Annotated in this window: 11 protein-coding genes and 1 CRISPR repeat array; of the genes, 5 read left to right on the top strand and 6 right to left on the bottom strand. The window is 51.6% G+C overall.

The annotated features are described in order from the left end of the window. Positions 1-11 precede the first annotated feature (11 nt). The 4 genes from csy1 to cas6f are packed head-to-tail and all read left to right on the top strand — an operon-like array spanning position 12 to position 4,010. Entirely contained in the window at positions 12-1,361 is a 1,350-nt protein-coding gene (gene csy1 / locus EHW56_RS01655) for a type I-F CRISPR-associated protein Csy1 (protein WP_152795401.1), read from the top strand. Further along, a complete protein-coding gene (gene csy2, locus EHW56_RS01650) occupies positions 1,361-2,353 on the top strand; it encodes a type I-F CRISPR-associated protein Csy2 (protein WP_152795399.1) in 993 nt (330 codons plus the stop codon). The genes csy1 and csy2 overlap by 1 nt, the downstream gene beginning before the upstream one ends. 16 nt (positions 2,354-2,369) lie before the next feature. Beyond that, entirely contained in the window at positions 2,370-3,353 is a 984-nt protein-coding gene (gene csy3 / locus EHW56_RS01645; protein WP_152795397.1) for a type I-F CRISPR-associated protein Csy3, read from the top strand. Between the two features lie 9 nt (positions 3,354-3,362). Continuing rightward, positions 3,363-4,010, top strand: a complete 648-nt coding sequence (gene cas6f / locus EHW56_RS01640) for a type I-F CRISPR-associated endoribonuclease Cas6/Csy4 (RefSeq protein WP_152795395.1) — start codon at positions 3,363-3,365, stop codon at positions 4,008-4,010. 149 nt (positions 4,011-4,159) lie between these two features. Beyond that, positions 4,160-4,908: a CRISPR direct-repeat array (repeat unit 28 nt; unit sequence GTTCACTGCCGCACAGGCAGCTTAGAAA). Positions 4,909-5,748: 840 nt separating this feature from the next. On the opposite strand, the gene EHW56_RS01635 is transcribed toward cas6f, so the two are convergent. The 4 genes from EHW56_RS01635 to EHW56_RS01620 form a co-directional block, all read right to left on the bottom strand. Continuing rightward, positions 5,749-6,645 carry a DMT family transporter gene (locus EHW56_RS01635; RefSeq protein WP_152799024.1) on the bottom strand — a complete coding sequence of 299 codons (897 nt, stop codon included), beginning with the start codon at positions 6,643-6,645 and terminating at the stop codon, positions 5,749-5,751. A 118-nt stretch (positions 6,646-6,763) separates the two neighbouring features. Then, complete coding sequence (locus EHW56_RS01630; RefSeq protein ID WP_227486461.1) at positions 6,764-7,249, bottom strand: DUF2780 domain-containing protein; 486 nt, start codon at positions 7,247-7,249, stop codon at positions 6,764-6,766. A gap of 99 nt (positions 7,250-7,348) precedes the next feature. Further along, a complete protein-coding gene (locus tag EHW56_RS01625) occupies positions 7,349-8,953 on the bottom strand; it encodes an ABC-F family ATPase (RefSeq protein WP_077577774.1) in 1,605 nt (534 codons plus the stop codon). A gap of 190 nt (positions 8,954-9,143) precedes the next feature. Then, a complete protein-coding gene (locus EHW56_RS01620; RefSeq protein ID WP_152799021.1) occupies positions 9,144-10,631 on the bottom strand; it encodes a carboxypeptidase M32 in 1,488 nt (495 codons plus the stop codon). 111 nt (positions 10,632-10,742) lie between these two features. On the opposite strand from EHW56_RS01620, the gene EHW56_RS01615 reads away from it, so the two are divergent. Then, complete coding sequence (locus tag EHW56_RS01615; protein ID WP_152799019.1) at positions 10,743-11,321, top strand: gamma-glutamylcyclotransferase family protein; 579 nt, start codon at positions 10,743-10,745, stop codon at positions 11,319-11,321. A 78-nt stretch (positions 11,322-11,399) separates the two neighbouring features. Here EHW56_RS01615 and EHW56_RS01610 read toward each other — a convergent pair whose 3' ends face one another. Then, positions 11,400-12,416, bottom strand: a complete 1,017-nt coding sequence (locus EHW56_RS01610; protein ID WP_152799016.1) for an OmpA family protein — start codon at positions 12,414-12,416, stop codon at positions 11,400-11,402. A gap of 272 nt (positions 12,417-12,688) precedes the next feature. Further along, positions 12,689-13,390, bottom strand: coding sequence for a DUF2786 domain-containing protein (locus EHW56_RS01605; RefSeq protein ID WP_046073177.1), 702 nt, complete (start codon positions 13,388-13,390; stop codon positions 12,689-12,691). Positions 13,391-13,405: the final 15 nt, after the last annotated feature.

Genomic DNA, 13,405 nt, shown 5'->3' with positions numbered 1-13,405 from the left:
AGGAAGCGCTTATGGAACACAGCCTATACGATGCGCTGCTGGCATATATTGGACAGCGCAAACAGGCGAAGCTTGAGCCCTTGCAAAAGGCGCGCGATAAGGCCTTAAAAGCCGCGGCCAGCCAAGAGCAAGAGGCGATCGCCAATGCCGATTATGCGGAACAAGCGGCGCCGATCGAAGCGAAGTTTGAGCCAATTCATTGGATCACAGACGCCGCAACGCGAGCCAAGCAAATCAGTCTCGCCACCCATTGCCCCAAATTTGTTCACAGTGATGCTAAAGCGAGTAGCATGCTGGTGACTGAGATCGATAAGAGTGAATTTCACTACCTCACCAGCTATTCGCTGACCGATAAAGCCATTGATGCGGTCGGCAATGCGGCTGCGTTGGATGTGGCGCGTTTTTTAAAAATCACAGTGGAAGGTGAGTCACTCATTTCTCAGTTACAAGCCGGCCATATCAACGTGCTTAAGCTACTCACTGATGACGCTACCTTGCTAGAGACTTGGCGTGCGGGCTTTTCACTGGCACTCGGCGATCAGGTGTTATCGGCTCATAATTTGATTAAGCAAACCTACTTTCCAGTGAATGAAGGTGAGTATCACCTGCTGTGTCCGCTATATTCATCCAGCCTCGCGCACACGCTGTACACTAAGGTCCGTGCGACACGGTTTGGTGAAAAAATAAAAGCGATTCGTGAGGCAAAGAACAAACAGCATTATCACCCAGAGCGGTTAGAAGCCTTTCCGCGTACTGTTAAACAAACTTTTGGCGGCTCTAAACCGCAAAACGTGTCACAGCTTAATAGTGAGCGTCATGGCGAGGGTTTTTTACTCAATGCCGCCCCGCCAAGCTATCAGCAGCAGCCGGAGGATCCAAGCAAGCAAACCAGCATCTTTAATCGCCGTTTAGCCTACCAAGCCAGTCACTTGCTTCACGATTTTCGCGCATTTCTGGCAAGCCTTACCGAACGGGATCGTAATTTTGCCACCCGTTATCGGCGCGATCATGACTTTATTCTGCCACTCACTGACTTGGTGTTTGACTATGCCGCGCGGGTTCAGCAGCAAGTTCCAGCCGGTTGGAGTCAAGGCACTGATGATCAAGCATGCCGACTAAAACGTGAACATGCACTTTGGCTGGATGTGTACAACCCTGACGATCAATTTCAGCGAGAGCGTGACGCACAAGCGTGGCTGGACACTGTTGCCTCTGATTTTGCCGCTTGGTTACTGCGCCAGCTTGAGGACAAACAACACTACCTGCTTGGTGATACGGAGTTCAATTATATCCGCAAAGTGTTCCTAACCCAGCTCAAAGCGTTTGAGCGCGACACGCCTCAATTTGAGGAGAACCGATAATGGCACAGTATTTATTGCTTAAGCACATTGAGGTGCAAAACGCGAATGCGATCGCAGGGCTGACTTATGGTTTTCCGGCGATCACGCACTTTCTCGGCTTTGCCCATGCGCTATCACGTCAACTTCCTGGTGCCTTGGGGTTGCGGTTAGGTGGCGTGACCGTGGTCAGCCATGAAAACAATGTTCATGTGCGGCAGCCCACAGGGTGGGGCGACTATGTTTTTGCCTTAACCCGCAATCCGGTCACCGCCAAAGGAGAAACAGCATCGATCAATGAAGAAGGACGCATGAACATGCAAGTCTCTTTGCTGATCGAGGTTGAGGGATTGATTGCTGGTGATAAAGCCGCGGCAGCACAATTGATCGCAGAAGTGAAAGATTTGGCGCCTCAGCGACGGCTCGCTGGTGGGCAAATCTTAACCATTGGCGAGGTTGATTTGCTCGCGGATGCAAGCATGCAGAAAAAAGCGTTGCGCCGCCTCATGCCGGGCTTTGTCCTTTGCGACCGACATGATTATCTCGCCCAGCATCATCAACATCTATTGCAACACAATGCGCAAGCCAGCTTATTTGATGCGTGGTGTGAGTTTGCCATGTTGACGTACCACGCTGTCGCTGATGATGAACACGTACCTGACGACGATAACCAACCGATTCCGGCGCAATGGCAACGCGTGCCCAAACCTAAGCCAGGATATTTGGTGCCGATCATGACGGGCTACCGCGCGATTTCCCCTTGTTATGCCGCAGGTGAGGTCGCCAATGTGCGCGATCCGGAGGTACCAGTAAGTTTTGTCGAAGCGGCATACAGCGTAGGTGAGTGGCGTAGCGTCCACCGCCTTAAGGATATCGACGACGCATGCTGGCGTTATCACGGTGAGCATCCTTGGTATCTTGCCCGTGTGATGGCAGCAACACATGACGAACCCATTGAACCAGACGTTGTTCCCACAACGGATGATAACACTGACTTTGACCCCGACTTTTTGTAATTAAGGAGACTTCATCATGGCTGATAAAAAACTGACCACCCCTTCCGTGCTTGCCTTTGAAGCGAAACTGGTACCTTCCGATGCACTAATGTATGCGGGGAACTGGGAAAAAGGCGATTGGCAACCCATTCAAGTGGGAGAGAAATCGGTGCGAGGCACGATTTCGAACCGCTTAAAAGCGGCCACTGCCAATGATCCCGCCAAACTGGATGCGGAAGTATCTAAAGCCAACCTGCAAACGGTCGATATTGCAGCGCTACCGCATGATGCTGATACGCTCAAAGTGGCTTTTTCGCTGCGTGTGCTCAGTGGGTTGCATGTGCCGTCAACCTGTAACAATCCAGACTATCAGCAAGCACTGGCTGATAAAGTGCGTGACTATCAATCAGAAACCGGTTTTAAAGAACTGGCGCAACGTTATGCACACAACATTGCTAATGGGCGTTTTTTGTGGCGCAACCGTGTCGGTGCTGAGCAAGTTAAGGTGGTGGTCACCGCAGGCGAGAAGCAATTTAGTTTTGATAGCTACGAATTTAGCTTGCACGATTTTGACGCGCACCCGGATGTCACCGCGCTGGCAGAGGTGATCCAATATGGCCTGACAGAAGCGCATGCGCTTATTCATGTTGAAGCCTACTGCCAACTGGGCGAAGGGCAAGCGGTCTACCCCTCTCAAGAGCTGGTGATGGGCGGCGGTAAAGGCGATAAAAGCAAGTTCTTATATCAATTAGATGGCCAAGCCGCGATGCACTCACAAAAAATCGGCAACGCGCTGCGCACTATTGATACCTGGCATCCTGCCTATGATGAAGTGGGCGCAATTGCCATTGAACCTTATGGCTCAGTAACTAACCGCGGAGCGGCGTATCGTCAGCCCAAAGAAAAGAACGACTTTTACAACTTGCTCGATGGATGGATGTTAAAAGACAAAACCCCAACGCTCGAGCAGCAGCATTACATTATGGCGATGCTGATCCGCGGCGGCGTGTTTGGCGCGTAAGGAGGCACAATGCAGTATTACATTGATATCACCTTGTTGCCCGACACCGATATTTCGGCAGATTTTCTCTGGCACAAGGTGTTTCAGCAAGTGCACATTGCCTTAGCGGAAAACAAAATCGGACCGAATCAATCGGCCATTGCGGTGGGGTTTCCGGATTACCGCCAAGGTGATTTTCCACTCGGCCATCGGTTGCGTCTGTTTGCGCAAACTGAGGCGGCATTTGAGCAGCTTAATATTCAGCGCTGGCTGTCACGCCTGACCGATTACGTGCATATCAAAGCCGTTAAGCCGGTGCCAGACGGGGTGAAAGACTATGCCTACTTTAAACGCTGGAACTACAAATCGCCGCAGCGACTGTATAAAAAACTCGATCGGCGAGCGGCCGCGATTGCCAGCAAAAATGGTTACGATGAGGAGGAAGTAAAGCGTCGTTTGTTGGAAAACATTAAAACGGACGACAAACGCTGGTCCCTGCCTTTTATTCAAGTGACCAGCCTGTCGAGCCAAAAACGAGCAGGGCAGCCAAATACCGAGTTCGCCCTGTATATCGAGCGGGAACTCACCAAACAGCCGCCCAATAATGGCCAACCATTCACCTGTTATGGGTTAAGCAGACGAGAGCCCGACCAGCAAAGTGCGGTGCCGTGTTTTTGAGGGGGCAACCCCTCTTTACCCCTTCTTTTTGGCTCTTTAAAAATAAACCGAAAATACAGTCAGTTACAGCAGGTGCTTTTTAACAAGGGTAAAAGTCCATTTTTATCCTAACGGCCTGTTGTCACTGACGATTGTTACGTTATTCTATAGTTCACTGCCGCACAGGCAGCTTAGAAATTGTTGCTTTAAAGTCCTTAACTAATCGCTTAGTTCACTGCCGCACAGGCAGCTTAGAAAAACATCCAGGGCAAAACCCTCGACCAGTTTTTGTTCACTGCCGCACAGGCAGCTTAGAAAATCAATATTGCAGGCAGGCCAACCGACTTACGGTTCACTGCCGCACAGGCAGCTTAGAAATCCATTAGCTAGAGGCATAATAGTCTGGTGCTGTTCACTGCCGCACAGGCAGCTTAGAAATGACACATCGTCAACAGGGTCGCCATTGGCGTGTTCACTGCCGCACAGGCAGCTTAGAAAAACTACGGGGGGCACATTCCTTTGTTGTTCTTGTTCACTGCCGCACAGGCAGCTTAGAAAATAAGGGTGTCGGCACTCCATACTTGTTTTTTGTTCACTGCCGCACAGGCAGCTTAGAAATCGCCTAGAGCAAGCAGTGGATAGTCTAGCGTGTTCACTGCCGCACAGGCAGCTTAGAAATACAAGACCTTGCTGATATTGTTGACGGCGGTGTTCACTGCCGCACAGGCAGCTTAGAAAACGACTGTATGTTCTGATCGATATCGGCAAGAGTTCACTGCCGCATAGGCAGCTTAGAAAGCTTAGATGCAGACGATATGGCGAAAGGGGCTGTTCACTGCCGCATAGGCCGCTTAGAAAATCTAATCGCCCCCTCAAGAAACCAAGTCTTTGGTTGACTGCCGCATAGGCAGCGTAGGTGACACAAGCCCCAGCACGGTGTTGGATATGTGGAAATTGCCAACGGGCGCCTGTCACGATCGAGGTTAATCGTTAGCCTCAATGTCGGAGGCGCGCGGCGCAAATCACACCAAGCTTGTACGATCGAGTTGGCGCTTGTCCGACCTACGCACAGGCAGCTTAGAAAAAGCTGGATATGGGTGATATTGACGGTCTTACGTTCACTGCCGCACAGGCAGCGACGATGACACAAGCCCCAGCACTATGTTGGATAGGGGACATTGCCAACGGGCGCCTGTCACGATTGAGGTTAATCGTTGGCGCCGATGTCGGAGGCGCGCAGTCCACTTGGGTAATAGATGGCTGACATTGCACTGGCGCTTGTCCGATCTACGCACAGGCAGCGACGATGACACAAGCCCCAGCACGGTGTTGGATAGGTGCACATTGCTAACGGGCGCCTGTCACGATCGAGGTGAATCGTTGGCGCCGATGTCGGAGGCGCGCAGGCCGCTTGGGTAATAGATGGCTGACATTGCACTGGCGCTTGTCCGACCTACGCACAGGCAGCTTAGAAAAATTCGGCTGGCCGTCGATGTTAGCCATGATGGTTCACTGCCGCATAGGCAGCGTGGGTGACACAAGCCCCAGCACGGTGTTGGATATGTGGAAATTGCCAACGGGCGCCTGTCACGATCGAGGTTAATCGTTAGCCTCAATGTCGGAGGCGCGCGGCGCAAATCACACCAAGCTTGTACGATCGAGTTGGCGCTTATGCCATTGACGAAGGAGGCTTCGCAAACCAAAACTGGCCTCAAATGAAGCCAGTTTTGCTCGTATTAAACCTTTGAATATGCGAGTGTTATACGATACGTCGCCGAAAGAGGCGGTGTCCCACGGCATTGAACAACGCGCCAGCGACAATTAACCCGCCACCGATATATGTCCAGATCGAGGGCACTTCGTTAAATATCCATACCCCAATTAATGTCGAGAACACGATTTGAATATAGGCGTAGGCAGAGGCTTGTCCCGCCTGTTGGGTTTGCATCGCTTTAGTTAAGCCGTATTGGCCAACTTGGGTAAAGACGCCGACTAACACCAACAGCAAGGTCAGTGACAGGCTGGGCAGTACAAAAGACGGCCACATCAGCACGGTGGAAACCGGTAAGGCGATCATGGGGAAATACAAGATGATCACTGAGCTGTCTTCGGTGCGACTGAGTTTGCGCACAATCACATAGGCAATCGAGCTGCCGAATGCGCCCATTAACGCCACTACCACGCTAAAGGTAGGAAGTGCATCGTCAATGGATGCATTGAGGTTAGGTTGCACCATAATATAGAGCCCGGTTAAACACAGGGCGATACACACTAACGTCGCCCCTTGTAAACGCTCTTTGAGCAGCACGAGCCCAAGGATGGCGGTAAATACTGGGTGGGTGTATTGCAACACGGTGGCTTCGGCGAGTGGCAGCGTCGTTACCGCATAATACACACACATTAATGCCATGGTTCCCAATACGCCGCGCAATAAAAGTAACGGTTTGTTGTTGCCCCAAGGTGATAGGCCTTTGCGTCTGACATCGGTATAACTGATGATTAGCGAGACCAAGGCTCGCGATGCCACAATCTCAAACACTGGGATGCCGTTAATGCTGACATATTTCACACAGGCCGACATGAGCGCGAACCCGAGTGCAGAGAGGAGCATATAGCGGATCCCAATGGGGATCGCAGAGAGAGATAAGGCAGGCATAATCACACGGCGTTGAACAACAAGGCGGATATGATAACGCGTCTCGATGCTTTTTTCTTGCCGGTTTGTTAAATAAACACGCGACCCTCAAGGCCGCGTGTGGAAAGCGAGTGTGAGGTTAGGGCCAAAGTTGGGTTAGGGAACTGAGCAACCCTTGACTGGCACCTTGTTGCCCAAGGTACTCAAGCACAATGGGCACAAATTGTTGAAGCGTTGCAGGGTCAATCCCGAGCTGCTGTGTGACGTCGTATAATGCACTGATGGAGCCAATGCCGCTGCTGACGCCTGAACCGCCAAGGAGCGAAGACAGTGACGTTAAATCGGGGCGGAGATTGGCAAGCTCTTGTTGGTTGTTACCGGTGAGGTTATTAGCTGCCATCGCTAACAATGCACTGGCGCCGCCGGCGGCTTGCGTTGAACTTACATCCACTTGGTCGGTAATCGACTGGACAAGGAGAGATTGGCTGGCCTGGTCATCCGCGAATTGCGTCGCCATTTGCGTCATCACATCGGTCGTTTTATCGCCTTGGCCGAACAGTGCGTAGCTTGGTGTTGCGAAAATAAGACTTGAGAGCGTCAGAAAGGTCGCCGCGTATTTCATCATGATCATCCATTAGCAGAAAAGAGAACCGTGATCTAGGTATAGCGAGGATCGCCGCTGAAATAAAGCACCTCAGCGGCAAAGTGTTGGTGAGTCTCAGCGTTAAGCCACGGCACGCACTTTTTCTAGATGGGCGAGGTACTCATCGTAACTGCCATTAAAGTGGATCAATTGCTGATCTTTTATCTCAATAATGTCGGTGGCCAGTGAGGAAACAAATTCACGGTCGTGGCTGACAAAAATTAAGGTGCCAGGGAATTGCTCTAGCCCTTTGTTGAGTGACTCGATGGCTTCCATATCCATGTGGTTAGTCGGCTCATCCATCACAATCACATTGATATCTTGCATCATCAATTTGCCAAACATCAGGCGGTTTTTCTCGCCCCCTGAACAGCTTTTGGCTTTTTTATTCACATCATCAGCCGAAAACAGTAAGCGGCCTAAAATGCCACGAACCATCAAATCATCGTGCTTGGCCGTACGCCACTGCGACATCCACTCAAACACGGTGAGATCGTTATCAAACTCGGCGCTGTTATCTTGCGCACAGTAACCAATGGATGCGTTCTCTGACCATTTGATCGTGCCCTCGCTTTGCGCAAGCTCACCGACCAAACAGCGCAGCAGCGTTGATTTACCCACCCCGTTTTCGCCGATAATGGCGAGACGCGAGCCGGCTTCCAGTAAGAAGTGGCCACCGCGGAACAGGGGCGAATCGTCAAAGGCATGGCCTACCTCGCGCAATTCGACCGCTTGACGATGCAGCTTTTTACTTTCAGTAAACTGGATGTAAGGGTGCACGCGACTGGATGCTTTGACTTCATCAAGTTGGATTTTTTCCATGCGTTTCGCGCGAGAGCTGGCCTGTTTGGCTTTGGAGGCATTGGCCCCAAAACGGTTAACAAAGTCTTGCAGCTCACTCAGTTCGGCTTCTTTTTTGGCATTGCTGGCCAGTAATTGCTCGCGTGCCAAGCTAGATGCTGCGACAAAGTCATCGTAGTTGCCGGGGTAAACACGAAGCTCACCAAAATCGATATCGGCCATGTGTGTACACGTGGCGTTCAAGAAGTGACGATCGTGCGAAATAATGATCATGGTGCACTGGCGCTGTTGCAGCTCACCGGCCAACCAGTTGATGGTATGAATATCCAGGTTGTTGGTTGGTTCGTCCAACAGCAAAATATCAGGATTGGCGAACAGCGCTTGAGCAAGCAGCACGCGTAATTTCCAGCCTGGCGCGACTTGCGACATCAAGCCAAAGTGCAGCTCTTCGGCAATACCCGCTTGTAGCAGAATGTCGCCCGCGCGGCTCTCGGCGGTGTAACCGTCCATTTCGGCGAACTGGCTTTCTAGTTCCGCCACGGCCATACCGTCTTCTTCGCTCATTTCCGGCAGAGAATAAATGCGCTCTCGCTCTTGCTTGATTTCCCACAGCTTGCGGTCACCCATCATCACCGTATCAATCACTGAATACTGCTCATAGGCAAATTGGTCCTGGCTGAGCTCGCCCAAGGTTTGTCCTGGGGTGACGGACACATTGCCTGCGGTAGGCGTGAGCGCACCACTCATGATTTTCATCAGGGTTGATTTGCCACAACCATTGGCACCGATTAACCCGTAGCGGTTTCCGTTACCAAATTTGGCAGAGATGTTTTCGAATAGCGGCTCGGCACCAAATTGCATGGTGATATTGGCGATTGAAATCAAAAGAGTTTCCTAGCGACTGTACTCAACCAAGGCCCGTATCGTTTATGACAAGCGATAAATTCACGGCCCAGCGAGGAGGGTGTAAAGATAAATATGACTGAGCGCGCATTGTACAGAAATGTGATGGAATTAACAGATTAACCTGAAGAAACCCAAGCCAGCTGGGCTGGCGTGGGGAATGTAGAGAGGCTTACAAATACCGCCCTTGAATGTAGTCGCGAAAGTGGGCGGGGTTAAGGGCTTCGCCGGTGGCGTCTTTGAGTAGGTTATCGGTTGAGGTGGTGCTGGCGCGTTGCCAGATATGTTGGGACAGCCAATCAAAAATCGGTGACAGATTGCCGCTGGCGATAATGCCATCCACGTCCAACTGCTGACGCATCGCTTGCATTAATTGTGCGGCATAGAGGGCCCCTAGCGTATAAGTAGGGAAGTAGCCAAAGCTGCCATCGGTCCAGTGGATATCTTGCATGCAGCCGTTTTTGAAATTCCCGGCGGTGCTGAGGCCAAGGTATTGCTGCATTGCGTTGTCCCAGCGCTCAGGGATATGCTCGACCTCCATCTTGCCACTGATCAGATCGCGTTCAATGTCATAGCGCAGCATAATGTGCGCGGGGTAGGTGACCTCGTCGGCATCAACACGGATATAGCCAGGTGATACCTCAGTGAGCACGCGGTGGAGGTTTTCGATCTGAAACGCGGGATCATCCTGGCGGTTAAAGGCCTGTTTGGCTTGTTGGCAGATTAAAGTCGCGAAGGGGGCGCTGCGGGCGAGCTGCATTTCAAAAAACAGGCTTTGGCTTTCATGTACGCCCATCGAGCGCGCTTGGCCCACCGGCAAGCCTGCTAAGTCTTGAGGTAATCCTTGTTCATAGCGCGCATGGCCGGTTTCGTGGATCACGCCCATTAATGCCGAGGTGAAATCTTGCTCATCATAGCGGGTGGTAATGCGCACATCGGTGGGCACACCACCACAAAATGGGTGCGTGCTGATATCGAGTCGACCATACTCAAAGCTAAACCCAAGCTGCTTCATCACGTGTTCACCCAAGGCTTTTTGTTGCGCTTGTGGGAAAGGGCCTTTGGGCGTGATCACCGGCTGTTGTGCTTGCCTGTCGACCACGGCTTGGATGGTCTCTGGTAGCCATTGTTTGAGGGCACCAAACACTTCATCAATACGCTCGGCCGTCATCCCGGGCTCGTACAAATCAAGGAGCGCATCATAAGGGGCACACAGCTTCTGGTCAGCGCGGATATGGGCTTCTTCACGCGCCAGGGCGACCACTTCTTTTAAATTTTTGGCAAACCCGTCCCAGTCATTATCTTGGCGTTGCTGACGCCAAGCATGCTCGCATTTAGCGCCCGCTAAAGATTTGGCTTTGACTAAGGTGTCGGGAAGTACGCTGGCTTGCTGCCATTGGCGCTTCATCTCTGCCACGCTTGCTTTTTGTGTGGCGCTTAGGTGGCGGGATTTTTCATCCACGTCCGCGAACCAGTCACCCAGCTCTGGCTGGGTCATTTGTTGATGACAGTAGAGGGCGAGTTCTGCCATGGCGTCGGCACGGGCGTGATTGCCGCCATCTGGCATCATGGTGGCTTGATCCCAACCGCAGATTGCGGCAAGGTGCTGAAAATGCGATAGACGTTTGAAGTGAGCTTCCAGCTTATCTAGTTGTTCCATAATCACTTTCCTTGTTTACAACGTTGCCGGATATTCTGGCAATTTCAGAGAGAAAAGCAAGGCAGCGCCTCTGGTTCTGCCAGCGAATGCAATAAAGGAGTTTGCAACGTCATGTATCTATTTGGGTACGGGAGTTTGATGAATCCAGCCTCACGGGCGCTGACAGGCGACTCAGGGTGGGCCTGTCCGGTGACTGTCAGTGGACTTAGCCGCCATTGGAGCAATGTGAGTGAGGCATTTATCTCACCGCTGGTGGTGCTTGAAGGGGAGGGTGAATGCAACGGGGTATTGGTAAACATTGACCCACAATCACTGCCCGATTTTGATCGGCGCGAAGCGGGTTATCAGCGTTTACAGTTAGCCGAATCAAACATTGTTTTGCCCGAAGACGTTATCCTGGATGGTCCCGTGTATGTATACGTTGCTGATGCACGGCGTGCTCCAGATGCAGATAAGCCGATTGCGCAATCCTATGTGGATACGGTAATGGCAGGGTGTTTGCGCTATTCGACGGACTTTGCTCGCGCCTTTTTAACCACCACTCAGGGATGGGAAGGCGCTTATCATAACGATCGCTCAGCGCCAAGATACCCGCGGGTGGCGGGCGTGAGTGATCAAGACAGAATCGAAATAGACCGTTTGATGCAGAACCATTTACAAGGTGTTGTCGCGCCCTCCGTCAATTTTTAATCTCGCGAGCACAATAAAACAGGCCACCGCTCAAACGGTGGCCTGTTGGGTGTTTAGTGATTTTAAGTGCGGGTGGAGTTAATTGACTTCCACGTACACTATCTCAGGCGAGGTTACCTCAACGCGGCGGTTTTGTGCGCGTCCTTCCGGCGTGTTGTTACTGGCGATAGGATTGGCTTCGCCTTTGCCTTCCACGGTGAGGCGGCTAGCATCGATACCCGCATCCAAGAACACGTCTGCCACCGCTTGCGCTCGCTCAACAGACAGCTTCTGGTTATAAGCCGCAGGGCCTTTGCTATCCGTGTGACCGACAATCGTCGCGGTGGCTTCTTCGTGGCGAAGCAAGCGATCAACTAAGGGCTGTAACGACGCCGCTGCTTGTTCAGAGAGTGTGGCTTTGTCAAAACCAAACATTTCTGTTTCGCCAGCTTCTGATAGCACGATCGATTGCGGCTCAACCACAGGTTGTGGCTCTGGTGCTGGCTCTTCCATCACCGGCTCTTCAACCATTGGCTCTGGCATTGGCTCGTGGTTAGTGCGTCCAAAGTGATACGTCATACCGACAGTGACCAAATTGTTATCGACGCTTGAGAAGTAGCCATCATCCATATCGTTGATGTGCTGATATTCAAGGCGAACGTTAAGTTTTTCTGTTGCTTGGTGATCGACACCTAACGCCCCCATTAGTGACACATCGTCACGATCGCCGGCGTTGCTATTAAAGTCCCACATGGCGCCACCAAGCTTACCGTAAAGCGCCGTATCAGGTTTGAAGTGATAAGAAAATTTGGGCGCAAGTGTAAGTGCGGTCAGATCGCCCGAGGCGCCAACAGTGGTGCCTGATTGGTCAAATGCGGTATCAAAGCGGCCTAAGTAATCATAGGTGCCTTCGAGCGCAAACCAATCGTTGAAATCATACCCGGTGATAATCCCCGCGCCGAGCTCTGAATCTCCGCAATCGGTGTCAGTCACACAGCTATCTTCTAAAAACGAAGGACCAATGCGGCCACCCATATATAGGCCACTGTCTTGCTGTGCATAGGCGGTAGGTGCCACCGCGATTAATAACCCTAGGCTTGTCACTATTTTTTTCATGCCACTGTCTCCTCAGTAAGGATATGAAGAATTATTTTACGCATTTGCTGCTTGTTATAGGCTCACATTAGCTCATAGCAACTGGACTGCCAGCGGACAGCGCCAATAGCCATTGATAACGTGACACTGATCCTAGGCTAGACGCCAGCGCAGTGTAACTCAACCGGAGAAAAGGGATTTAACCTTGATTTGACGAGGTTTAACACAGATGTCTTATCGATGGGAAAGTACTGACACAGGCCGGACATAAGCCGGCCTGTCACTCAACAAGATTATGACTTGCGGGTTCCCGTCAGGCGCTTTTGAGGGCCTTGACCACTTACGGGACGACTGACTGAGATTTCACGGCCCTTTTTCATTCCACGCTCGTAGTCATCGGTCATGGCCGCCATGGCTTCTTTCAGTTGCTGCTTAAAGGTCTCGCGGTCAATATTGGCGAACTCTTTATCGATATAGCTTTTGATTTTGTCGTCGCTATCACGCGCGTCAAGCTGAGGAAGTTTATCGAGCGCGCCCTCAAGCCAGCCTGTGGTAAATGACTGTACGCGCCGCGTCACCTCTTGCGTACTGGTGCCTGTGCCTGCAAAGCTATTGCGAAACTGGCCGATATGTTCATTCATATCACGATAGACCACATCGAAGGCAAAGGCCGCAAAGATGGCACGGTCTGCATCACCAATAAACTCGGCCTGCTTTAGCCCCTTGTGATTGACGAGCACACACTCCACCCCAAACCGGCTATTGATACCGCGAATGATTTTTAAGATCGATTGGCCAATTGAAGCGGGTAATAGCTTTTCTGAGCGCGTTTTGCCCATGCTGATGAAGTCAATGTCGTCCTGGTCGAGACCATGCTTACGCATCAGCCGCTCGGCCATTTTGATCGCCTGCGCTGCCTCATTCACATTGGCGGAATTGCTGAGCTCGAGACACTTAGCAATTTTTTTGAGCGCTTTGCTTTTCGGATCTGACATGCATACTTCCCGGAA

Origin of the sequence: Salinivibrio sp. VGrn1 (assembly GCF_009377995.1) — a bacterium.
GTDB lineage: Bacteria > Pseudomonadota > Gammaproteobacteria > Enterobacterales > Vibrionaceae > Salinivibrio > Salinivibrio siamensis.
The sequence above is the reverse complement of the archived record's forward strand: the minus strand, read 5'-3'. Positions and strand labels throughout refer to the sequence as shown.